The organism is Caballeronia cordobensis (genome assembly GCF_001544575.2).
Classification (GTDB): domain Bacteria; phylum Pseudomonadota; class Gammaproteobacteria; order Burkholderiales; family Burkholderiaceae; genus Caballeronia; species Caballeronia cordobensis.
On record NZ_FCNY02000036.1, the window covers coordinates 21,379 to 43,258 of the forward strand.

19 protein-coding genes are annotated in these 21,880 nt (G+C 64.9%); 6 read left to right on the forward strand and 13 right to left on the reverse strand.

From position 1 onward, the window contains the following. Nucleotides 1–96: 96 nt before the first annotated feature. Nucleotides 97–1,251 (forward strand): branched-chain amino acid ABC transporter substrate-binding protein, encoded by a 1,155-nt coding sequence (locus AWB70_RS36365; protein WP_014251464.1) that lies wholly within the window; start codon nucleotides 97–99, stop codon nucleotides 1,249–1,251. A 47-nt stretch (nucleotides 1,252–1,298) separates the two neighbouring features. Here the strand turns inward: AWB70_RS36365 and AWB70_RS36370 are convergent, their stop codons facing one another. From AWB70_RS36370 to AWB70_RS36390, 5 genes are all read right to left on the reverse strand, one after another. Then, complete coding sequence (locus tag AWB70_RS36370; protein WP_053569656.1) at nucleotides 1,299–1,757, reverse strand: hypothetical protein; 459 nt, start codon at nucleotides 1,755–1,757, stop codon at nucleotides 1,299–1,301. A 34-nt stretch (nucleotides 1,758–1,791) separates the two neighbouring features. Beyond that, entirely contained in the window at nucleotides 1,792–2,043 is a 252-nt protein-coding gene (locus AWB70_RS36375) for a hypothetical protein (protein WP_041731948.1), read from the reverse strand. Between the two features lie 167 nt (nucleotides 2,044–2,210). Beyond that, nucleotides 2,211–2,882, reverse strand: a complete 672-nt coding sequence (locus AWB70_RS36380; RefSeq protein ID WP_014251466.1) for a response regulator — start codon at nucleotides 2,880–2,882, stop codon at nucleotides 2,211–2,213. Next, nucleotides 2,857–4,269 (reverse strand): sensor histidine kinase, encoded by a 1,413-nt coding sequence (locus tag AWB70_RS36385; RefSeq protein ID WP_087086393.1) that lies wholly within the window; start codon nucleotides 4,267–4,269, stop codon nucleotides 2,857–2,859. Before AWB70_RS36385 ends, AWB70_RS36380 begins: the two co-directional genes overlap by 26 nt. Nucleotides 4,270–4,600: 331 nt before the next feature. Continuing rightward, a complete protein-coding gene (locus AWB70_RS36390; RefSeq protein ID WP_082378108.1) occupies nucleotides 4,601–5,512 on the reverse strand; it encodes a LysR substrate-binding domain-containing protein in 912 nt (303 codons plus the stop codon). A gap of 151 nt (nucleotides 5,513–5,663) precedes the next feature. Between AWB70_RS36390 and AWB70_RS36395 the strand changes: the two genes are divergently transcribed. Beyond that, nucleotides 5,664–6,818 carry a methionine aminotransferase gene (locus AWB70_RS36395; protein WP_053569658.1) on the forward strand — a complete coding sequence of 385 codons (1,155 nt, stop codon included), beginning with the start codon at nucleotides 5,664–5,666 and terminating at the stop codon, nucleotides 6,816–6,818. Nucleotides 6,819–6,840: 22 nt separating this feature from the next. Next, the gene (locus AWB70_RS36400; RefSeq protein WP_053569659.1) at nucleotides 6,841–7,623 is read left to right on the forward strand and encodes an ABC transporter substrate-binding protein; all 783 of its coding nucleotides are present in this window, start codon (nucleotides 6,841–6,843) and stop codon (nucleotides 7,621–7,623) included. Between the two features lie 48 nt (nucleotides 7,624–7,671). Here AWB70_RS36400 and AWB70_RS36405 read toward each other — a convergent pair whose 3' ends face one another. Together AWB70_RS36405 and AWB70_RS36410 are read right to left on the reverse strand one after the other, a co-directional pair. Continuing rightward, nucleotides 7,672–8,010, reverse strand: a complete 339-nt coding sequence (locus AWB70_RS36405; protein WP_053569660.1) for a type II toxin-antitoxin system PemK/MazF family toxin — start codon at nucleotides 8,008–8,010, stop codon at nucleotides 7,672–7,674. Then, nucleotides 8,007–8,294: an AbrB/MazE/SpoVT family DNA-binding domain-containing protein gene (locus AWB70_RS36410; RefSeq protein ID WP_053569661.1), complete on the reverse strand. Its 288-nt coding sequence runs from the start codon at nucleotides 8,292–8,294 to the stop codon at nucleotides 8,007–8,009. The genes AWB70_RS36405 and AWB70_RS36410 overlap by 4 nt, the downstream gene beginning before the upstream one ends. 217 nt (nucleotides 8,295–8,511) lie before the next feature. Between AWB70_RS36410 and AWB70_RS36415 the strand changes: the two genes are divergently transcribed. Continuing rightward, nucleotides 8,512–10,083, forward strand: a complete 1,572-nt coding sequence (locus AWB70_RS36415) for a DHA2 family efflux MFS transporter permease subunit (RefSeq protein ID WP_053569662.1) — start codon at nucleotides 8,512–8,514, stop codon at nucleotides 10,081–10,083. 31 nt (nucleotides 10,084–10,114) lie between these two features. Here AWB70_RS36415 and AWB70_RS36420 read toward each other — a convergent pair whose 3' ends face one another. From AWB70_RS36420 to AWB70_RS36430, 3 genes are all read right to left on the reverse strand, one after another. Then, nucleotides 10,115–10,552, reverse strand: a complete 438-nt coding sequence (locus AWB70_RS36420; protein ID WP_053569869.1) for a DUF29 domain-containing protein — start codon at nucleotides 10,550–10,552, stop codon at nucleotides 10,115–10,117. A 92-nt stretch (nucleotides 10,553–10,644) separates the two neighbouring features. Continuing rightward, nucleotides 10,645–14,316 (reverse strand): DUF748 domain-containing protein, encoded by a 3,672-nt coding sequence (locus AWB70_RS36425; RefSeq protein WP_053569663.1) that lies wholly within the window; start codon nucleotides 14,314–14,316, stop codon nucleotides 10,645–10,647. A 181-nt stretch (nucleotides 14,317–14,497) separates the two neighbouring features. Next, nucleotides 14,498–15,958 (reverse strand): DUF1254 domain-containing protein, encoded by a 1,461-nt coding sequence (locus AWB70_RS36430; protein WP_014251476.1) that lies wholly within the window; start codon nucleotides 15,956–15,958, stop codon nucleotides 14,498–14,500. A gap of 334 nt (nucleotides 15,959–16,292) precedes the next feature. On the opposite strand from AWB70_RS36430, the gene AWB70_RS36435 reads away from it, so the two are divergent. Next, nucleotides 16,293–16,943, forward strand: coding sequence for an FMN-binding negative transcriptional regulator (locus AWB70_RS36435; protein WP_053569664.1), 651 nt, complete (start codon nucleotides 16,293–16,295; stop codon nucleotides 16,941–16,943). Nucleotides 16,944–17,073: 130 nt separating this feature from the next. Beyond that, nucleotides 17,074–19,308 (forward strand): heavy metal translocating P-type ATPase, encoded by a 2,235-nt coding sequence (locus tag AWB70_RS36440; protein ID WP_082378109.1) that lies wholly within the window; start codon nucleotides 17,074–17,076, stop codon nucleotides 19,306–19,308. Here the strand turns inward: AWB70_RS36440 and AWB70_RS36445 are convergent. Genes AWB70_RS36445 through cdhC form a run of 3 tightly spaced genes read right to left on the reverse strand, consistent with a single transcriptional unit; the run spans nucleotide 19,251 to nucleotide 21,647 of the window. Continuing rightward, on the reverse strand, nucleotides 19,251–19,739 hold the full coding sequence (locus tag AWB70_RS36445) for a thioesterase family protein (RefSeq protein WP_045455295.1): 489 nt from the start codon (nucleotides 19,737–19,739) through the stop codon (nucleotides 19,251–19,253). The genes AWB70_RS36440 and AWB70_RS36445 overlap by 58 nt on opposite strands. Before the next feature lie 10 nt (nucleotides 19,740–19,749). After that, on the reverse strand, nucleotides 19,750–20,697 hold the full coding sequence (locus tag AWB70_RS36450; RefSeq protein ID WP_053569666.1) for an L-carnitine dehydrogenase: 948 nt from the start codon (nucleotides 20,695–20,697) through the stop codon (nucleotides 19,750–19,752). A gap of 20 nt (nucleotides 20,698–20,717) precedes the next feature. After that, nucleotides 20,718–21,647, reverse strand: a complete 930-nt coding sequence (gene cdhC / locus AWB70_RS36455; protein WP_014251483.1) for a 3-dehydrocarnitine:acetyl-CoA trimethylamine transferase CdhC — start codon at nucleotides 21,645–21,647, stop codon at nucleotides 20,718–20,720. Between the last annotated feature and the right edge of the window lie 233 nt (nucleotides 21,648–21,880).

Here is a 21,880-nt window from a genome sequence, read left to right on the forward strand (position 1 = left end):
CCCATGCATCGTCGGACGTTTGAGGGCAAGCCCGTCTTGCCGGCACGGAACCGGTCGCGTTTCAATCGATTGCAAACCAAAAAAGGAGAGCAAACCATGCGCGTTCGTACCAAACCTCTGGCGTGGCTCGTGGCATGCGCCACGGCGTCGCTCGGCGCGATGCCGCTATCGGCGAGCGCCGATGATCTCGCGGTGAAAGTCGGTTTCGCGGCGCCGCTCACCGGCGCGAATGCGGGCTATGGCAAGGATCTTCAGAACGGCGTGCAACTCGCGCTCGACGAAGCCAACGCGAAAAAGATCGCGATCGGCGGCAAGACCGCCAAGTTCGAAATCTACGCGCAAGACGATCAGGCCGATCCGCGCATCGGCGTGCAGGCGGCGCAGAAGCTCGTCGACGACGGCGTGGCTGTTGTCGTCGGCCACTTCAACTCGGGCACGACGCTACCCGCCTCGCCGATCTACAACACCGCCGGCATCCCGATGATCGATCCCGCCGCGACCAATCCGACCATCACCACGCGCGGTCTGGAAAACGTCTTCACGGTGATTTCGAGCGATGCGCAGAACGCCGGCAACGCGGGCGTCTATGCGGTGACGACGACGAAGGCGAAGCGCATTGCGATCATCGACGACCGCACGGCCTTCGGGCAGGGCGAAGCGGACGAATTCGAAAAGGCGGTGAAAGCCAAAGGCGGCACGATCGTCACGCGCGAATACAGCGACAACCAGACCGTCGATTTCAGCGCGCAGCTCACGCGCATCAAGGCGGCGAATGCGGATCTGATCTTCTTCGGCGGTCTCGATCGCCAGGCGGCCGCGGTCGTCAAGCGAATGAAGCAGCTTGGCATGAACGCGCAATTCGTGGGCGGCGGCGGCGTGATGGATGCCGATTTCCTCAAGCTCGCCGGCGACGCCGCCGAAGGCGCGCAGGCATGGGAGTACGGCAGCCCGCTCGACAAGCTGCCCGACGGCAAAGCCTTCAGCGACAAGTTCCAGAAGCGCTTCGGCGTGGCGATTCTCTCCTACGCGCCGTTCGGCTACGACGCCGCGTGGGCCGCCATCAACGCGATGCAGAAGGCCAATTCCACCGACCCGAAGGTGTACCGGGCGGTGCTGAAGTCGAACAAGTTCGACGGTATCACCGGGCCGATCGCGTTCGACAGCAACGGCGCGCTGAAAAACGCTTCGTCGACGCTGTATCAGGTGAAGAACGGACAGTGGGAATCGGTCGTGACCAAGCACGGCATGTAAAGCTCGATATGCACGGCGCGCCGCGGCGGCGCGCCTTTTTATCCCACTCAAGCCGCATCCGGTTGCTGCGCCCGCACGGCTTCCGCGATGAATTTTTCGAGGCGCTCGTTGCACGCGATCACGTCCGCAAGACGCACCTCGCGCAATTGCCTGTCGTGCTCGTTGACGATGGCGGTCAGCGCCGGCAGACTCGCCTCCGGAATACGCCACTGACCGGTTTGCGCGCCGCCCTCCAGCATCGACAGCATGTCTTCCTCGGCCTCCAGGATGACATCCGGGTCGAGCCTTCCGTAGCCCGTTTCGGACAGTAGCCGCGTGAGCAAAACGGCATGCGCGATGCACTGCGCATCCGTCTGGCTTGCATCACCCTTGCGGATGACCTCCAGCGCGAGACGGCATTGAAGGATGATGGTATCGGCGTCGCTTTGCGGCATCGGCAGCCAGTAGGCTCTCGCGGCGCGCGGCCGGCTACTCTTCGCACACTTCTTCTTTCTGGAATGCGGCATTTCTTTTCCGGAGTGAGATCAGCGCTTCACTGATTCAGAGCAAAACGACGAGCGCGAGCGCGGACGTCAACGCGAGCCACGTATTCAGATGGATGAACCAGGTCGATCTGAGAAACGGAAACATCGATTGCGGCGGCAGGAGCTCGCCCTTTTCGTCGAAGCGCCAAAGGTCCATGTACATCGAAATCATGCTGCAGAACATTGCGAAAGCCGCGCTCGCCAGTACGGCGATGAAGACATACGTGGCCCAGTCCCCGATATAGATTGCCGTGTGCTCCGCGCGCATATCCCCCTCCGTCGAATCGATTGCCGCGTGAATTTCTTTTGTCGAAACGTAGGCGTTTAGCCATCCGAATGAACGCCGACAAGCCCATGCTATCGAATCGAACCCTTCATCGCGCTATCACGGAACAATCGTGTGACTCAGTACTTCTACCCATACGGCGGCGGTGCTCATTCCACACGCGTGCGCAACACGTAGCCCAGGCCGCGCAAGGTCATGATCTGCGCGCGCGAGGATGACAGGTGCTTGCGCAAGCGGTGAAGATAGATATCGATGGCATCGTCGCTCGGCGCGTCGTCGAGGCTGGATATGCTGTCCGCGAGCATCGCCTTCGACACCGTCTTGCCCTGGCGCAACATGAGCGCTTCCAGAATGGCGTGCTCGCGCCGCCGCAACGAAAGCATGTCGCCGTGCAGGAAGAATTCGCGCGTGTCGAACCGGTAGTGAAGATCGCCGCACGCCAGTTCGAGTTCGCGCTGACCGGTCTGACGCCGCACCAGTGCCTTGATGCGCGCGACCAGTTCACGCGCATCGACGGGCTTGACCACGTAGTCGTCGGCGCCTGCGTTGAAGCAATCCACCTTGTCCTCGACGGAACCGTGCGCGGTCAGCATCAGCACCGGCATGTCCTTGCCACGGCGCCGAAGCCGCACGAGCAGATCCTTGCCGCTCATCGATGGCAACCGGATATCGAGCAGCACGACGTCGTAGCCCTGCTGATTGAGCATCACCTCGGCCCGTTCCGCGTCTGGAACGTAGTCGATCACGAAGCCTTCGGTCTTCAGCAGTCTGACGAGCCACTCCGACAGTTCGGCGTTATCGTCGATCAGCAGCAGCTTCATCGCCGGCCCCCTGTCCGCGCGACGCGGGCAATATGACCGTGGCGGTCACTCCCTGACCATCGACGCCCGTGGCCAGGCGCACGTCGCCGCCATGCCGGCGCGCGATTTCCCTCGCGATCGGCAAGCCGAGGCCCGTACCCTCCGTCGATGCAAAACCGCGCACGAAGCGCTCGAAGACGCGTTCGCGGATATCGTCTGGAATGCCCGGCCCGTTGTCCATCACCCGTGACACGATTCGGTCTGCTTCGCGTTTCGCGACTACTGTCACCCGTCCTCCTGTCTGCGTATAACGAATTGCGTTGTCGATGAGGTTGCTCACGAGCGCCATCAATAGCTCCGCATTGCCTTTCACCCATAGTCCGTCGCCGATCTCCGCACCGAGATCGATGTTGCGCTGCTGCGCCGCCGCGAGCCTCTCTTCGAGCGCCGACGCCAGCACCGCGCCGAGGTCCATTTCGGTGAGCGCCGGCTGCGGCGTCGACTCCGCCTGCGCCATCATCAGCAGCTGATTGGTCATCTCGGTCAGCTTGCGCGTGCTGCGGCATGCGCCGACGAGCGCGGCGTCCCGGGCGGCGGCGTTTTCGTCGACGCGGCGCGCATACTGGAGTTGCGCGTCGAGCAGCGCGAGCGGCGTGCGCAACTGATGCGCGGCGTCCGCGATGAACTGCCGCTGCGCCTCGCTGTGCAGCTTGAGTTGCGCGATGCACTGGTTGATCGCATCGACGATCGGCTGCAACTCGCGCGGCAGGCCTTGCGCGCACATCGGTTCGAGCTGCATCGGCTCGCGCCCGGCGACCTCGTCCTTCAGCTTCATCAGCGGTTCGAGCTCGAACCTCAGGCCCAAGGGCACCAGCACCGCGACCAGCAGCAACATGAGCGAGCCGACGACCAGTTGCGGACGCCAGAGCTCATCGAGCATCGCGCAGCGCGACCCTTCCGTCTTGGCGACGATCACCGTCACCGGAACGCTCCTTCCCGCGTCGTAAAGGAGGCGCCGGTAAGCGACCGCGCGCACGGGCATGTCGGCGAGACTGGCGTGATAGAACACGGGCCCGTCGGCTTCCGTTGGCGGCGCGGGCGGCGCGGGCAGATCGGGCCGCCCGCCGAGCAAACGCCCGTTCCCCGCTTCGACCTTATAGAACACGCTGTCGCGATAAGGCGATTCGAAAATTTCCAGCGCGGCGGGCGGAACGTCGGCGACGGGCGCGCCATCGCTCCAGTCCACCTCTCCCGCGATCATCCGCGCGGAGGACAGCAACAGTTTGTCCTGCAAACGATCCGCGGTACGTCGCGCATTGTCGTAGCCGGTGATGACCGCCATTGTCACGAACAACGCAAGCGGCACGAGCAGCCACAGCATGAGCCGCGCGCGCAGGCCGGGTTGCACGGCGGCATCGCGGGCGAGTGCCGGTTTCATCGGGCCGTCGGCGGGCGCGGACTGCGGGGAGGCATCTTCCGGTGCGTGACGGCGATTGTCAGGTGTCTCTATCTCATATCCGTGCATATCCAGCCGTGACGATTGCGCGCGTGGCGAAGGATCCGAGTCGCACTCAGGCATCTCCGTCGGTTGATGAGCTGCGCGATGCAGCCTCTGATAGCGCGGATTTTATGTGATCAAATCCTTCGCGCCGCTTTCGCGCATTCACTTAGGCGTGGGGAAATACCATGATGATGGTCAAAAAAGCGCGGCGGTCGTATCGCATCTGAGTTGACGATTGTCAGTGATGCGCACAGATGGTTTGTCGCGTAATTCGCGCCTCGCCGTCAAGCCAATGCACAAAATTTTGCAACGCCTGCGACGGCGCGGGCCGCTCCGGATAGACGAGGTAGTAGGCGGCCCCGCTCGCGACGCGCAGCGGAAACGGCGCGATCACGCGCTTCGCACGCAGATCGTCTTCGATCAGCGAGACATCGCCGATCGTCACGCCGAGGCCTTGCATCGCCGAGGAAATCGCCAGATCGAGTGTGTCAAAATGTTGCGCTTTCGCCGATGGCAGACCCGCGTAGCCGTACGCGCCGAGCCACAACAGCCAGTCGCGGCGGTCGCGCGTGGGATGCAGAAGGGTTTGGCCCGCGAGGTCGTCAGGGGTCGGCGTGACGCTTTTTCCCGGCTTCCACAATTCCGGCGCACAGACCGGCGTCAGCACTTCGTCGAACAGATGGTGCACCGTCACGCCCTTGAGCGACGGCGCCGCGCCGAATACGATGGCCGCGTCGAACTGCTCCGCGCCGAACTCGACGCCGTGCGAGACCGATGCGGTGACCTCCACCACCAGGTCCGGCCGCTCGTTCTGCAGCCGGATGACGCGCGGGAGCACCCAGCGCATCGCGCAGGTCGGGCACTTCACGCGCAGAATGCCGGATTGCGCGCCGCCTTTCGCGAGCGCATCGCCGATCTGCGCGAACGCCTGCTGCAGCGGCGCGACGAGCAGCGCGCCCTGATGCGTGAGCGCGAGCCCGCGCGCCTGCCGCGTGAAGAGCGCGTAGCCAAGATGCGCCTCCAGCCCCGCGATCTGGCGGCTGACCGCGCCCTGTGTGATATTCAGGGCGTCGGCGGCGCGCGTGAAATTCAGTTTCTGCGCCACGACCAGGAACGTTTTCAGGACATCGAGGGAAGGCAGTGGTTTCATCGGGTTTTTGACCGGGTTTGCGGCTATAGCCATGATCTGAAAGCATGGCTAGTATGACAAAGTTTCGATTGTCCGCACTTTATGGCTGCGGTTGAATCGTCGGCGGCGGTTCATCTTTCAATCGCCGAACTGCCATTCCGGAGGCCCCGCCGTGCAAAGCGCCTGCATTCCCGAGTCGAAGCTGCCGAAAGTCGGCACGACCATTTTCACCGTCATCGGCCAGTTGGCCGACGAGCATCACGCGCTCAATCTGTCGCAGGGTGCGCCGAACTTCGCCTGCGACCCGAAGCTCATCGAAGGCGTCGAGCGAGCCATGCGGGCAGGACATAACCAGTACTCGCCGATGTCGGGCGTGCTCGCGCTGCGCGAGGCGATCGCCGTCAAGACGCAGACACTGTACGGCGCGACCTACGATCCGGGCACGGAAGTCACGGTGGTGGCGAGCGCGAGCGAGGGCCTGTACGCAACGATCAGCGCGCTCGTGCATCCCGGCGACGAGGTCATCTACTTCGAGCCGTCGTTCGACAGCTACGCGCCCATCGTCCAGTTGCAGGGCGCGACGCCCGTCGCGATCAAGCTGTCGCCCGAGGATTTCCGCATCGACTGGGACGAGGTCGCCGCCTCGATCACGCCGCGCACGCGCATGATTCTCGTCAACACGCCGCACAATCCGACAGGCAGCGCGTTCACGTCCGCCGACATCCAGCGGCTGACGGCGCTCACGCGCGGCACGAAGATCATCGTGCTGTCCGACGAAGTCTACGAGCACGTCGTGTTCGACGGCGCGCTGCATCACGGCATGGCGCGCTATCCCGAACTGGCGGAGCGCAGCGTGATCGTGTCGTCGTTCGGCAAGTCGTATCACGTGACGGGATGGCGCGTCGGCTACTGCCTCGCGCCCGCCGCGCTGACGGCGGAGATCCGCAAGGTTCACCAGTTCATGACCTTTTCCGCCGACACGCCCATGCAGATGGCGTTCGCCGAAGCGCTCGCGGACGCATCGAGTTACCTGAATCTCGGGCCGTTCTATCAGCACAAACGCGATTTGCTCGCCGAGTCGCTGAAAGAATCGCGCTTCGAACTGTTGCCGAGCGCGGGCAGTTTCTTCATGCTTGCGCGTTACAGCGCGATTTCGGACGAAAGCGACAGCGACTTCGTGCTGCGCCTGATCCGCGAGGCGCGCGTCGCGACGATCCCGCTGTCGGCGTTCTATACCGACGGCACCGACAACCGCCTGATCCGTCTTTCCTTCGCGAAGGACGACGACACGCTCATCGAAGGCGCGCGCCGCCTTTGCTCGATCTGACGACTTTTCTGGAGACCACACGATGAAACTGAACCACATCGCCAGTGCATTGCTTGTCGCGTGCACGTTCGCGAGCGGCGCCGCGCTCGCCGCCGACACCTTGCGCTTCGGGCTGGAGGCGCAATATCCGCCGTTCGAGTCGAAATCGTCGACGGGCGAGCTGCAAGGGCTCGATATCGACGTGGGCAACGCGGTGTGCGTCGCGGCGAAGATGCAGTGCAAATGGGTCGAAACCTCGTTCGACGGGCTGATTCCCGCGCTGCAGGGCCGCAAGTTCGACGCGATCAATTCGGCGATGAACGCGACCGAGCAGCGCCGCCAGGCGATCGACTTCACGACGGTCGTGTATCGCGTGCCGACGCAATTGATCGCGAAGAAAGGCAGCGGTCTCGAACCGACCTCGGCGTCGCTCAAGGGCAAGAGCGTGGGCGTGCTGCAAGGCTCGATTCAGGAGACGTTTGCCAAGGCGCACTGGGAAAACGAGGGCGTGAAGGTCGTGCCGTATCAGGACCAGAACCAGGTCTACGCCGACCTGAAGTCCGGCCGACTCGACGGCACGCTGGTGCTCGCGCCGGCGGGACAAAGCGGTTTCCTGTCGAAGCCGGACGGCGAAGGCTACGCGTTCGTCGGCGCGCCGGTGCGGGACGACAAGATTCTCGGCAGCGGCATCGCCTACGGCGTGCGCAAGGGCGACGATGCGCTCAAGGCCAAGCTCAACGCGGCGATCGAGAAGGTCAAGGCGGACGGGACGATCGACAAGTACGCGAAGAAGTATCTCGGGAACATCGACATTTCGGCGAAGTAAGGCGCGTCGACGGCGCGCGGCGGCTCGAATGCCGGCGCGCGCCGCGCGTCACAATTGCAGGAAAGCGCGGATCGCGTATTTCGCGGCATCGAGTTCGTCGTCCGTGACCGTCTCGCCGCGAAATGCGACTTCGCGATGAACGTGACTCCACGTTCGAATCTGATCGATCAGCGCGACGCCGGGTCGCTCCAGACTGCTGACCGGCACTTCGGTTTCCCATCCGCGGATGGTCGAGGTGATCGGCAAGCCGGTGAAACGGCCGGTGATCTCGTTCATCACGACGTCGGAAATAACCAGCACCGCGCGATATCCGTTCTGCTCGTTGCCTTTCGATGGGCCGACGTGCAAACGCACGACGTCGCCCGCATCCGGAATGCCGCGTTTCATTGCAAGTCCTCGCGCGTCGGATCTTCCGGGCCGCCCCACTCGTCGCCGGCGGGCGCGCCGAAATCGATCTCCTCGTGATGTTCGATTCTGCCGTCGCGGAATTGTTGAACGAGGCGTTCGCGCGAAAAGCGCCGAATCGCCCGATGTGGCCGCACGCTGACGCAGCCGTCGATGACTTCCACATGCACTTCCTGCCCCTCCTCTAAAGAAAGCTCACTGGCAATGCTCGCAGGAATGCGCACGGCAAGGCTATTCCCCCAACGCTTTAAGACTTGTCTTGGCATATTGCCCCCGGATGACGTAGATACGTGTAGATACAGAGATCGTACCGCCCGAACTGTCTATGTGTCAACGTGTAGATACACGCTCCGAAGCGTGCCGAAAGGATGCCCTCTGCCGTTCGGCCAAGCAGCTTTTCACGAGCACGGGCACACTGGCGGTTTGATCTGAACCGGCCGCGCGCGTTAGTCGCGATGCAGCGGCCCCGAGCACGGAATCCGCATGAGCACGCCGAGGACGCCCACGCCCGCCGCCGCACCCCCGCCGCCGCTCAAAGGCGGTCAACTCGTCCTCGCCACCTTCGCGGTGGCGCTCGCGACCTTCATGAACGTGCTGGATTCGTCGATCGCCAATGTCGCGATTCCGACGATCTCCGGCAATCTCGGCGTATCCGTCAACGAGGGCACATGGGTCATCACGGTGTTCGCGGCGTCGAATGCCGTCTCGATTCCGCTGACCGGCTGGCTCACGCAGCGGCTCGGTCAGATCCGCCTTTTCGTCGGCGCGATCCTGATGTTCGTGCTGTCGTCGTGGCTATGCGGGCTCGCGCCCAGTCTGCCGGTGCTGCTGTTCGCGCGCGTGCTGCAGGGCGCGGTCGCCGGGCCGCTGATTCCGCTGTCGCAGGCGATCCTGCTCGGCTCCTATCCGAAAGAGAAGGCGTCGATGGCGCTCTCCCTCTGGGCGATGACCGCGACCGTCGGCCCGATCGCCGGTCCCGCGCTCGGCGGCTGGATCACGGACAGCTATTCGTGGTCGTGGATCTTCTACATCAACATTCCGGTGGGCCTGTTCGCGGCGGGCGTGACGTGGCTCATTTACCGCGAGCGCGAATCGCCGACGCGCAAGGCGCCGATCGACGTCGTCGGCCTGGTGCTGCTAGTCTCGTGGGTCGCGTCGCTGCAGATCATGCTCGACAAGGGACGCGATCTCGACTGGTTCTCGTCGCCGCTGATCGTCGTGCTGGCGATCGTCGCGGCGATCTCATTCGCGTTCTTCGTCGTGTGGGGATTGACGGACCCGAATCCCGTGGTCGATTTGCGGCTCTTCGCCGGACGCAATTTTTTCGGCGGAACGGTAGCCATTTCCGTCGCCTACGGCGTGTTCTTCGGCAATCTCGTGCTGTTGCCGCAATGGATGCAGCAGTACTTGAACTACCGTTCCGTCGATGCCGGGCTCGTCACCGCGCCGCTGGGCATTTTCGCGGTGATTCTTGCGCCAGTGATGGGCAAGGTCCTGCCGCGCAGCGACGCGCGCATCATCGCGACGATGGCGTTCGTCGGCTTTGCGTTCGTGTTCTGGCTGCGCTCGAAGTACGTGATCGAGATCGACACATGGCATCTCGTGCTGCCGACGCTGCTGCAAGGCATCCCGATGGCGATGTTCTTCGTGCCGCTCACCGCGATCGTGCTCTCGGGCCTGCCGCCTTCGAAGATTCCCGCGGCGGCGGGCTTATCGAACTTCGCGCGGGTCTTCTGCGGCGCGGTGGGCACGTCGCTCGCGGGCAATGCGTGGGATAACCGGATCGCGTTGCATCATGAACGGCTGACCGAGCAGGCGAACATCTACAACCCGGCGTTCCTGCAATCGCTCGGCCTGTCGCGATCGACGCTCGATGTCAGCGAAGCGCAAGCGCGCGGCATGTTCAATTTCACCGTCAATTCGCAAGCCGCGATGATGGGGCTGAACGATATCTTCCTGATTTCGGCGGTGATCTTCATTTTGATCATTCCGCTGATCTGGATTACGAAGGTGGCGAAGGGTGGCGGCGGTGGGGCGGCTTCGGGGGCGCATTGAGGCGCGAGCCGGGTGGCTCGCGCGCTGACTGCTACTCAGGCAAAAACTCCTCCTCCAGCACCGAAAACATCGGCCACGGACAGGTCGCCGGAAACGCATCGAAATCGATGCCTGTTTCCGCTTCGGCCTGAGTCCGCGCTCTCGACCAGACCAGATCGACCCACTTAGTGTCATCGAACCGTCGCCGCAAGCTCGGCGCCTCATCCAGTACAGACAACGCTTCCTTACGCTGCGTGCGGATCGTATTCGTCCAGCTTCTGCTTCGCCGCTCCTGCTGGAACTGCCACTTCAGCAGATGTGCCAGCAGCACCGCCAGCCTGCTTTGCAGTTCACGTGATTCCGTTTTCCCCACGTCCTCGATTTCCTCTGCGATATGCTCGATATCGATGGACGCAAGCTTCCCTGCTCGCAGCAGCGCGGCCTGTTCTTCGGCCCACGCCACCACGTCCTTCTCATAAGGTGTTCCCATCGGCTGATTCCCGTCTTCCTTCGGATTGTCGGTATCGCCGATATTAATTTTCGTTTCCTTGGTCATTCAGTCGTCCAAACGGCCAACGCCGCTCACTTCAATCCCAGTTCGACACGCGAACCCGCGCCCTTGTCCTTGATATCGTCGGCGCTCATCTTCGGCGCGACGACGAAAACGCGCGCGCTGTCGATCTTGCCGTCGAAATACTCCTGCACCGCCTGCGCGCGGCGCTGCGCCAGATCGCGCAGGGCATCTTCATTCACCGGCGCATTTTTGGTCAGCGCGGCCTTCATGTCGGCGTCGGGCAGCCCCTTCGTCATGCCGATGAAATTGGTCGGCTTCTTGAAGTCCGACGACTTGTACACCTTCGTCAAATATTTGTCGTAGTCGGCATCCGATATCTTGATCGCATTCCAGTCCACGTTCTCGCCGTTGTTCGCCATGTCGCGCACCTTCGCGCGCTTGACCTGGCTCTCCACCCATGCGGCGCGCAATGCGGGCTCGTCCGTCTTCGGATCGACGCGGCCTGTCACGTCCACGCGCACCGACGGCTTGTCCGCCAGCGCCTTTGCGATGGTGTCGAGCTTCTTCTGCGCGGCGTCGTTCAGGCTGGCCGAGCCCGCATCGAATTCGACGTAGTTCAAATCCTCGCCGCCGCCGCCGAACGCATGCGCGAGCAGCGTGAACGGGGCAGTCACCGCCTTCTGCACGAGGTTCACGATAGCCTGCCACACGAGCCCGCCGATCGAAAATTCCGGATTGTCGAGCGAGCCGGAAATCGGAATGTTCACGTCGATTTCGCCGCGCGAGTTCTTCAGCAGCGACACCGCGAGCCGCACCGGGAGCTTCGTCGCCGTCGGATTGTCGACGCGATCGCCGAACGTCAACTGATCGATGAACAGGTGATTGTTCGCCGTGAGCTTGTTGTCCGCGAGCATGTAGTGAAGATCGACGTTGAGCTTGCCCTTAGTAATCGGATAGCCCGCGTATTTCGACGAATACGGCGTGAGGTTCGTCAGCTCGACGCCGTGCGCACTCGCGGTGAGATCGAGCGCGGGCTTGTCGATCAGCGGATTGACCTGCCCCTTGATCGACACCGGGCCGTTCGCCGCCAGTTTCGCGGTGACATCCACGGGCGCGGGCGTGGTCGAATGCGTGCCGAACGCGCCGATCGTGCCGTTGATCGCGACGAGATTGGCCGTGTAGTTCGGCTTGATGAAGTTGTCGGTGTAGCTCACGCGGCCGTTTTGCAGGACGAGCTGCCCGAAACGCATGTTGAGCGGCGGCCCCGACTTCTCCGCGGTCTGCGCCGGCGCGGAAGCGGGCGCGGGCGCCGCGGCTTTCGTCTTTTCCTTCGTGACCGGCTGCGTCGTGCCGCCCTCGTCCGCGACCACGCCCTTCAGATTCAGCCTGCCCTGCGAATCGAGCAGCACGCGGCCGTAGAAGTTCGCGAAGGTCACGCGCGCCGCATCGACATCGGTGCCGCGCTCGCCGTAGTTCACCTTCACATTGGTGAGGCCGAGCAGCTTCCAGCCCGCGAAGCGGTCGTTGGTGAGCTTGTCGATCATGCGCACGTCGGTGAGCGAGACGTCGCCCTTGTAGGTGGCCGCGAGCGTCTTGCCGCTGCCCGACATCGCGACGTCGCCGTTCGCGTTCACATATGCGCTCTGCACATCGACGTTGAGCTTGTCGCCGAAATACGGCTCGAACGCGGAGGCATCGACCTGATCGCCCTTCACGTGCAACGCGAGCCTGAGCGGCGTCACCGTGACATTGCCGCCGATCGCGAGCGCGCCCTTGCCGTTGAGCGTAAGCGTGCCGTCCACGGCGAGCGGCTTGGTCAGGTCGTCGCTGAATTGCTTCACGTTCACCGAAAGCGGCGCGACGCGCAGCTTGACGGGCCGCGCCGGCGTTTCGTCGGTGATATTGGCCGATGCGCCATCGAGCGAAATCTGGCCGATCCGGTAACGCCACGCCGGCCCCGCTGCCTGCGCCTTCTGGATCTTGTGCGCCGCGGTCTGCTCGGGCGCGGCCTCGTGCGGCCCCGCGAGCGCGGCGAGATCGATGCTGCCGTCCTTGCGGCGCGTCGCGTCGAGCGCGAGCCCGCGCAGTTGCACGCTGTCGAGCGCCGCCTGGCGCGCGGAGACATCGACCTTGCCGATCTTCGCCGCCGCCGACGCCAGCTTGACCGGCGCGCCGCCGCCCGAATTCGGCACGAGCGTCAGCGCGTCGAGCGTCACATCGCCCGCGCCGACCTGCACGCCGCCATCGGCCTTGCTCCAGTCGACGGACACGGGCAGCTTCGCGCCCAGCGTGCCGCTCGTCACGCGCGCGGCCATCACGTTCGCGAGATACGGTTGCAGCGGCGGCAGCGCGAGCGCATCGAGCGCGAGTTTCACATCGGCGGTTTTCGCGGCGAGCGTCACGTTGCCCGATGCATCGAGCGCGCCGCCTTTGTCGAACGCCGTTTTCAGTGTGTAGCGCGCGGGCGTCTTCGACAGCGTCGAGAAGCCGTCGAGCGTCACGGCGAATCCGGTCAGCGCGCCCTGCACGCGCGACTTGAGCAATTGATCGTCGAGCCCGATCGTGCCGTCGCTGATCGCGAGATGGCGGATCGCGAGGTCCAGGGGCGGCGTCTCTTTCGCGGCAGGCTTCGCTTCCTGGGCTTTCGGCTCGGGACCGGCCAGCTTCTGCACGTTCAGCACGCCGGCCGAATCGCGCACGAGGCGCACGTTCGGACCCGCGAGCGTGACTTCGTCGAGATGCCAGATATCGCGCAACGGCTGTGCGTCGGCAATCTTCACGTGCAGCGCGCGCGCGGCGACGAGCGGCGCGTCCGCCTTGTCGGTGACGGCGAGATCGGCGAGATCGGCTTCGCCCGTGATGCGGATCGTCGGCGTATCGCCGGCAATGGCGAAGCTCACGTTGAGATCCGTCGAGAGCTTGCCGCTCTTCACCGCGACGGGCACCGAGGCCGGCGCATAGGACGCGATCTTCGGCACGTCGAGCCCGTCGAGCGACAGCGCGACTTCCGACTCGCGCGACGCCGAGAACGGCTTCGTGCGCCCCTTCACGACGAGCGGCGAGCCGTCGATGCGCGCCTGTAACAATGGCGTCACGAAGATATCGGTGGCGGAAGGCAGCGTTGCGATGAACGGAATGCCGAGCGCGAAGCGGTCGATCACGTGCTTCGCCTTCAGAAGCCTGTCATCGAACGTGATCTGGCCGTTCTCGAGCCGAATGTTCGATACCGAGAAACGCGCGGGCTTTTCCGACGGCGCGGGCGACGGTTTCGCGAACTTCGCGATGAGATCGGAGAAATTGAAACGCTCGCCATCGAAGCGCACGATGTTGATGCGCGGCGAATCGATCTTCAGTTCGTTGACGACCGGCGCGAGCCTGAAGACGGACGCCCACGAGGTGCGCACGACGAGCCGCGACACATCGATGAAATCGGCCGCACTGCCCGGCGCGCTCGCGAGATTCGCGGGCGACTCGCCGATATGCACGCCATCGGCTTCGGCATCGAGCGTATAGGGATTGAGCGAAATGCGCCGGATCGACACGGGCCGGTCCAGCAGCTTCGCAAGCTGTTGCTCGGCGATATGGCGGATAACCGGCGGCGCGACGAAGAAGCCGAGCGCGCCGATGACCAATATCGCAATCAGCAAGCCGATGAAGATGCGCCGCGTGCGGCGCGCGTGCACGACGCCGCGCAGTGTTTGACCGGCGGAGGCGAGAGAAGACCTGCTGATGCTTGACATTCGATGCGTGGCGACGAGCCGCCCGTATGAGCGCCGCCCGAGCTTCGCCGTCCCGGGAAAGATGAGCTTCGAGTATACGACGATGCGACGCGCAAACGTTGGCCGAACGGTGCATGAAAAGCACGAAGGCCGCGAAAAAATCGCGGCCTTCGTATCTTTCTATCGCGGTCTTTCGATCGCTTTACTGGCGCTCGACGGGCGGCGGCGCCCACGAACCATCGCTCGCCTGCGGCTTGGGTGCGTAGAGACGCATCGCGATCTGGAATTCGCCTTCGGGCGCGGGCAGCCAGTTGGCATCGCGCGCGCGTCCCGGCGGTTTCGCCGACACGATCACGTCGATGGAACCATCGCGATTCTTCCTGAAGCGATCTCGATCCGAGATCGACAGGCGCGGCAGCTTCGACGCGTCCGTGAGCGCGCCGTCCTTCGTGTAGGCGGTGATGGTCCAGAAGCCGCGCACCGGCGGAAGCTGGTCGGGCGCGAAATGCAGCGTGTACTGGTTCGCGCCGTTGAGCGCGTGGCCTTCGTCGTCCACGCGCGCGACAGGCTTCACCTCGCCTTCCTTCGTGCTCGTCGCGACCTGCCGGCGCGCGAGATAGGCGCGCAGCGTGTAGTCCGTGCCGTAGACGCCGACGCCATCGCCGAACCAGGTCCAGCCGTTCTTCGTGATCGCGTTCGGCGGCGTCGTGGCGAGCCGCTCGTGCGCATCGGTGAGGCCGGATGCGAGCAGCGGCGCGTCGGTCTTCCGGAATTGCACCGGCTCGCCCGGCTTCACGCCGAGATCGGCGAGCTGGCTCATCGCGTGGGCGTCGTCGGTGGCGGCGGGATTGTCGTCAAGCGAGCGGGCGAGGCGCGCGAAGAACGCGTTCGCATCGAGCGCCTCGGCCTGCGCGCCCGGCGTGGCCGCCGCGAGCGCGCCGGACAGCGGCGGCACCGCGGGCTGCTTCGCGCCGCTCGGGGGCCACGCGCCGGCGACAGCCGGTGTCGGGTCGGACACGGAACCCTTCGCGGGCGTGAGCGTGTCGATGCGCATCGCGGTCTGCAGCTTGCGCGCCTCGCGCACGTCGCGTGGGCCGTTCACGCGCACGCGCACCGAGAGCCATACGTAGCGCGTGCGCGTCTCCACGCGCGTCGCATTCGGCGGCAGCGTGCCGGTCCAGCCCGCGGGCACGAACGCGATCAGTTGCATCTTCGGATACGGCGTCGTGTCGGCGCTGGAATAGAGCGCGTTGGTCCAGGCATCGAACGCGCGCGCGTCGAGATAGCGGCCGCGCGGCGCGGCGGGCAAGGACACGACGACGGGATCAGCCGATACATCGAGCCACGCGGTGGAATCGAGCGTATCGACGCTCGGCGAGCCGCTCGCGCCGGCCGGCGGCAGCGCGCTCGCGTGGCGGAACGTGTTGAGCGGCGCCTGGCCGGACTGCCCGCCGCTCGCCCGCTCGCGCGCGATATCGGTGGCGACGAGCGGAAAGCCGAACGTGTAGGCATCCGCGACCTGGTTTTTCACCCAGCCGGCGCTGGCCGGTTTCAGCTCGGGCGCTTTGGTCGCACAGCCGGAGAGGACCGCGATTCCGGCGAGGCTCACGCTCATCCAGAGGGCGGCGTGATGCGGAAACGTCCAGCGTCGGTTGTTCTTCATTCGAATGGAAATCCGGTTCTTCTATCGATTTGAGTTCGCGGGCGACTTGGCTCGCGATTTTTTCGGGGACGCGCCCGCCTGCCGTCGATCGCCGCGTCCAGCCCCGCGCGGCGCGCCACGAGCGCTCTTTCGAAACTCGGGTTTTAACTTATCCGCTGCCTATAGGCAAGAAAAAGGCAAGGCAATTGACGTACCGATGCGAATAAAACAGCGGAGCGTTTCGAAGCATGCACCAAACGCCCGCCGAAAGCACGCATGACGCGCCACCCGCGCTTCTCGCGTACCATCGGTGTTCGATTGTCATTCCAGAACATTTCCCCGCCGAGTCTGCCCGATGTATTTGCCCGCCCATTTCGAAGAAAACCGCGCGGAAGTGCTCCACGCGCTGATCGCCGCGCACCCGTTCGGCGCGCTCGTCACGCACGGCCCCGCCGGGCTCGACGCAAACCATGTGCCTTTCGAGTTCGATGCCGCCGCGGGCGCGCAGGGCACGCTGCGGGCGCACGTCGCGCGGGCGAATCCCGTGTGGCGCGAAGTCGCGCGCGGCGACGAGGTGCTCGTGATCTTCCAGGGCGAGCACGGCTACATTTCGCCGAATTTCTATCCGAGCAAGCAGGAGGCGCATCGTCAGGTGCCGACCTGGAACTATCTCGTCGTGCATGCGCATGGCCGCATCGTGATTCGCGACGACGAAGCGTACGTGCGTGGCGTCGTCGCGCGGCTCACGCGCAAGATGGAAGCGGGAGAGCCCGCGCCGTGGAAAATGGGCGACGCGCCGCGCGATTACATCGATCAGATGTTGAGCGCGATCGTCGGCATCGAAATCGAGGTGACGCGGCTCGTCGGCAAGGCGAAGCTCTCGCAGAACAAGGCGGACGCCGATCGCGCCGGGGCCGTGAAAGGCCTGCGCGAGCGCGGCGGCGACGCGGCCGACGCCCTCGCCGACGCAATGGCCGGCGCCATGAACGGCGCGCCGCGCGACTGAATTTCGACATCGCACGACACGATGCACGCCGCCCTTGACCTTCCAATCATTGGAAGGTCGATACTGGTCTCGTGAGGGATTCGCGCACTTTCCATTTCGCGCGTTCCCAGCCAGACCGGAGCGTTTCACCATGTCCACAGCCACATCGTCCGAAAATCCCAGAACTGCCGAGTTCGCCGTCAGCGGCATGACGTGCGCGTCGTGCGTCGCGCGCGTCGAGAAAGTGCTCAAGCGCGTGCCGGGCGTCGAAAGCGTCGCGGTCAACCTCGCGACCGAAAAGGCGACCGTGCACGTGAGCGCCGCCGTCACCGACGATCAGCTCGTCGCCGCCGTCGCCAAAGCGGGCTACGAAGCCGCGCCGATCCTGCCCGAAGCGCCTGTTTCCGTGGAACCGCAGACGTTCGACCGCGAGCTGATCGCCGTTGTCGTCTGCGCGCTCGTCACCCTGCCGCTGCTCGCGCCGATGTTCGGCCTCGCGCTGAATCCGTGGCTCCAGCTCGCGCTCGCGAGCGTCGTGCAGTTCGGCTTCGGCGCGCGCTTTTATGTCGGCGGCTGGCGCGCGGTGCGGGCGTTCGCGGGCAACATGGATCTGCTTGTCGCGCTGGGCACGTCGGCGGCGTGGGGCTTGTCCGTCTGGCAGATGGCCGCGCACGGCGGCATGACGGAGCATCTGTTCTTCGAGGCGTCGGCGGTCGTCATCACGCTCGTGCGCTTTGGCAAATGGCTCGAAGCGCGCGCGAAGCGGCAGACCACCGACGCGATCCGCGCGCTCAACGCGCTGCGTCCGGACAAGGCGCGCGTGCGCGACCGCGACGACCCGGCGCGCGAACGCGAAGTCGCGCTCGCGGACGTGCGCATCGGCGATATCGCCATCGTGCGGCCGGGCGAGCGCGTGCCGGTCGATGGCATCGTGCGCGAGGGCCGCACGCATATCGACGAATCGCTGATCACCGGCGAAAGCCTGCCCGTCGCGAAAGAGCCGGGCGCGCGCACGACCGGCGGCTCGATCAACGGCGAAGGCGTGATCGCGATCGAAACCACGGCGATCGGCGCGGAAACGACGCTCGCGCGCATCATCCGGCTGGTCGAATCGGCGCAGGCGGAAAAAGCGCCGATCCAGCGGCTCGTCGATCGCGTGTCGGCGGTGTTCGTGCCGGCGATTCTGGCGATCGCGCTCGTCACGCTCGGCGGCTGGCTGCTGCACGGCGCGGATGCCGAAAGCGCGCTTCTGAACGCGGTCGCGGTGCTCGTGATCGCGTGCCCCTGCGCGCTCGGGCTCGCGACGCCGACCGCGATCATGGCGGGCACCGGCGTCGCGGCGCGCCAGGGCATTCTGATCAAGGACGCGCAGGCGCTGGAGCAGGCGCACGCCATCAAGATCGTCGCGTTCGACAAAACCGGTACGCTGACCGCCGGCCGCCCGAGTCTCGTCGCGTTCGAGGCCGCGCCGGGTCAGGATCGCGATGCAGCGCTCGCGCTCGCCGCCGCCGTGCAGCGCATGAGCGAGCATCCGCTGGCGAAGGCCGTCGTCTCGGCGGCAAGCGATGTCGCGCGGCTCGATGCGAGCGCGGCGCGCGCGGTCGCCGGGCGCGGCGTGGAGGCGAAGGTCGGGGAACGGCGCATCGCGATCGGCAGCGCGCGCTGGCTCGCGGAATTGCACTTCGACGTGCCACCGACGCTCGCCGCCCGCGCGCACGAACTCGAAACGCAAGGCAACACGATTTCCTGGCTGATCGATCTCGACGCCGGCGTGCTCGCGCTTTTTGCCTTCGGCGATACCGTCAAGCCCACCGCGCGCGCCGCCATCGAACGGCTTGCGGGCATGGGCGTGGCGAGCGCGCTCGTCACCGGCGACAACGCGGGCAGCGCGCAGGCCGTCGCGCGCGCGCTCGGCATCGCGCCGGAACTGGTGTTCGCGCAAACGCTGCCCGACGACAAGGCGCGCGTCGTCGCCAGCCTGAAAAACAGGGGCGTCGTGGCGATGGCCGGCGACGGCATCAACGACGCGCCCGCGCTCGCCGCCGCTGATATCGGCATCGCGATGGCGAGCGGCACGGACGTGGCGATCGAAGCGGCCGGCATCACGCTGATGCGCGGCGACCCGGCGCTCGTCGCGGACGCGATCGACATTTCGCGGCGCACGTATCGCAAGATTCAGCAGAATCTTTTCTGGGCGTTCGTCTACAACCTGATCGGCATTCCGCTCGCGGCGTTCGGCATGCTCGATCCGATGTTCGCGGGCGCGGCGATGGCGTTTTCGAGCGTGAGCGTCGTGACCAACGCGCTCTTGCTGCGGACCTGGCGCGTTCAGGCCGGCGCGGCCGTCGAAGCGCGCGCCGGCAAGCCGATCACGCGGCCCGCGTAACGCGCGTCTTTCGCGGCGACGCGCGGCTCGGCGGCGATGCGCGCGGCGATGTCTTCATCGAACGATGCGGACTTCGGCGCGCCGCTCGAATCGATGTGCAGCATCATCTGCTCGCATGCCGAGACCGGCTCGCCCTCATTGCCCTCATCGCCCTCGAACATCTCCATGTAGAGATGCACGCGCTTTTTGTCGTGCGCGATCACACGCACCTCGACGCGCACGGCCGCGCCCTCCTTGATCTCGCGCAGATAGCCGATGTGCGCTTCGAGCGTGTAGAGCGTGCGTGCTCGCGCGCGGCGGCCGGCGTCGTCGAGACCGATGCGGTCCATGAACGCATCGGTCGCGAGGCTGTAGATCAGCATGTAGAACGCGTCGCGCAAGTGGCCGTTGTAGTCGACCCATTCGGGTTTGACCGTGTCGCGATAGATCATCGTCGTGTCCTCAGTCTTCGATGCCGTGGCGCGCCTTCGCTTGCGCGATCGCTTCAATCACGCTCGCGATGCAGTCGTCGCGATAACGCTCCAGTTCCTTGATGCCGCGCCCGTCGGTCTGCTTCGACGTGCCGTCCACCACGCGGTCGATGAGCGCGTCGGTGAGCGTTGGCGCGGCGAGCCGGGTCCACGGCAATTCGAGCGCGGGGCCGAACTGCTGCATGAAGTGTCGCATGCCGGCCTCGCCGCCCGCCAGGGTATAGGTAAGGAAGCTGCCCATGAACGACCAGCGGATGCCCGCGCCGTAGCGAATGGCGTCGTCGATTTCGCCGGTCGTGGCGACGCCGTCGTTCACGAGATGCAGCGCCTCGCGCCACAGCGCTTCGAGCAGACGGTCGGCGATGAAGCCCGGCACTTCCTTTCTGACGCGCAACGGCCGCATGCCGATGGACGCATAGAAACCGATCGCGGAATCGATCGCCTCTGCCGAGGTCTGTTCGCCGCCGAGCACTTCGACGAGCGGCAGCAGATACACCGGATTGAACGGATGCCCGACGACGCAGCGTTGCGGATTCACGGCGCGCGCGTAGAAATCGGTCGGCAGAAGGCCCGACGTCGACGATGCGATGATCGCATCCGGCTTGGCCGCGCGGCTCACGCGCTCGTGCAGCGCGAGCTTCAGTTCCTCGCGTTCGGGCGCGCTTTCCTGGATGAAATCGGCATGCTCGACGCATTCCTCGACGGTCGCGACGATCCGCAGTCGGTCCTGCGATGCGCCTTTCGCGAGGCCGACGCGTTCGAGCGCGGGCCACGCATTCGCGACGTTCGCGCGCAGTTGCGCGCCAGCGTTGGGCGCGGGGTCCCACGCCGTGACGTCGAGACCTGCGCCGAGCGCGCGCGCCACCCAGCCGCTGCCGATCACACCCGCGCCGAGCGCGGCGAATTGCTTGACTTGCATGTCGTGATGTCCTTTCGAGTTCAGGCGAATTGTTCGAGCGTGCGTTTTTCGAGGCGGCGTTCGCCGCGCGGCGGCAGGCCGAGCTTCTTGCGTCCTTCGGCGGGCGTGAGTGCGCGTGCGCCGAGACGTTCGATGATTTCGACCGCGCGCTGCACGAGCGCGCCGTTGGTCGCGTGCACGCCGCGGTCGAGCCACAGGTTGTCTTCGAGGCCGACGCGCACGTGGCCGCCGAGCAGCATCGCTTGCGCGACCATCGGCATTTGCATGCGGCCGATGCCGAAGCCGGCCCAGTGCGCGCCCGGCGGCAGGTTGTCGACCATGGCTTTCATCGTGCCGGTGTCGGGCGGCGCGCCCCACGGAATGCCCATGCAGAGCTGAAAGAGCGGCGGGTTATCGAGCAGGCCTTCTTTAAGCAGTTGATTCGCGAACCACAAATGGCCCGTGTCGAAGATTTCCAGTTCGGGCTTTACCCCGAGTTCCTGGATGCGTTTCGCGCCGGCTCTCAACTGCGCGGGCGTGGAGACGTAGATGTAGTCGCCATCGCCGAAGTTGAGCGTGCCGCAGTCGAGCGTGCAGATTTCGGGCAGCAGTTCTTCGACGTGTGCGAGGCGCGTCAGGCCGCCGACGAGATCGGTGCCTTTGCCGAAGCGCATCGGGTCTTCGCCCGGACCGATTTCCAGGTCGCCGCCCATGCCTGCGGTGAGGTTGATGATCACGTCCGTGTCGGATGAGCGGATGCGGTCTACCACTTCTCGGTAGAGCGCGGGGTCGCGGCTGCCTCTGCCTGTCTTGGGATCGCGGACGTGGCAGTGGGCGACGGTTGCGCCCGCTCGGGCCGCTTCTATTGCTGCTTCGGCTATTTGTTTCGGGGTTACGGGGACTGCGGGGTGTTTGCCGGTGGTGTCGCCGGCGCCGGTTACTGCGCAGGTTACTATTACTTCGTAGTTCATGGTGTTCTCTTTGATGGTTAGGGTTACTGTGTTTTTTGCTTTTGTTTTGTGTCTTTGAATCCTGATTTCGTGTCGGTCTATTAGCACTGCCCCTCCCCGGGGCGGGGGTAACTTTCTTTGCTGCTGCAAAGAAAGTCACCAAAGAAAGCAGCTTTGTCACCGCCCGCGGTCACACGCACGTTGGCCATTTTTCTCCTCCGGGAACGGCCCTCGCCTAAAGAGTGCCCTCACAA

Bases quoted from the DNA above. Each gene is read 5' to 3' on its own strand.
- AWB70_RS36375 (WP_041731948.1), bottom strand. From the start codon at position 2,043: ATGCGCGCGGAGCACACGGCAATCTATATCGGGGACTGGGCCACGTAT.
- AWB70_RS36390 (WP_082378108.1), bottom strand. From the start codon at position 5,512: ATGAAACCACTGCCTTCCCTCGATGTCCTGAAAACGTTCCTGGTCGTG.
- AWB70_RS36435 (WP_053569664.1), top strand. From the start codon at position 16,293: ATGTATTTGCCCGCCCATTTCGAAGAAAACCGCGCGGAAGTGCTCCAC.
- AWB70_RS36365 (WP_014251464.1), top strand. From the start codon at position 97: ATGCGCGTTCGTACCAAACCTCTGGCGTGGCTCGTGGCATGCGCCACG.
- AWB70_RS36380 (WP_014251466.1), bottom strand. From the start codon at position 2,882: ATGAAGCTGCTGCTGATCGACGATAACGCCGAACTGTCGGAGTGGCTC.
- AWB70_RS36410 (WP_053569661.1), bottom strand. From the start codon at position 8,294: ATGCCAAGACAAGTCTTAAAGCGTTGGGGGAATAGCCTTGCCGTGCGC.
- AWB70_RS36445 (WP_045455295.1), bottom strand. From the start codon at position 19,739: ATGATCTATCGCGACACGGTCAAACCCGAATGGGTCGACTACAACGGC.
- AWB70_RS36430 (WP_014251476.1), bottom strand. From the start codon at position 15,958: ATGAAGAACAACCGACGCTGGACGTTTCCGCATCACGCCGCCCTCTGG.
- AWB70_RS36370 (WP_053569656.1), bottom strand. From the start codon at position 1,757: ATGCCGCATTCCAGAAAGAAGAAGTGTGCGAAGAGTAGCCGGCCGCGC.
- AWB70_RS36415 (WP_053569662.1), top strand. From the start codon at position 8,512: ATGAGCACGCCGAGGACGCCCACGCCCGCCGCCGCACCCCCGCCGCCG.
- AWB70_RS36450 (WP_053569666.1), bottom strand. From the start codon at position 20,697: ATGCAAGTCAAGCAATTCGCCGCGCTCGGCGCGGGTGTGATCGGCAGC.
- cdhC (WP_014251483.1), bottom strand. From the start codon at position 21,647: ATGAACTACGAAGTAATAGTAACCTGCGCAGTAACCGGCGCCGGCGAC.
- AWB70_RS36400 (WP_053569659.1), top strand. From the start codon at position 6,841: ATGAAACTGAACCACATCGCCAGTGCATTGCTTGTCGCGTGCACGTTC.
- AWB70_RS36440 (WP_082378109.1), top strand. From the start codon at position 17,074: ATGTCCACAGCCACATCGTCCGAAAATCCCAGAACTGCCGAGTTCGCC.
- AWB70_RS36405 (WP_053569660.1), bottom strand. From the start codon at position 8,010: ATGAAACGCGGCATTCCGGATGCGGGCGACGTCGTGCGTTTGCACGTC.
- AWB70_RS36425 (WP_053569663.1), bottom strand. From the start codon at position 14,316: ATGTCAAGCATCAGCAGGTCTTCTCTCGCCTCCGCCGGTCAAACACTG.
- AWB70_RS36420 (WP_053569869.1), bottom strand. From the start codon at position 10,552: ATGGGAACACCTTATGAGAAGGACGTGGTGGCGTGGGCCGAAGAACAG.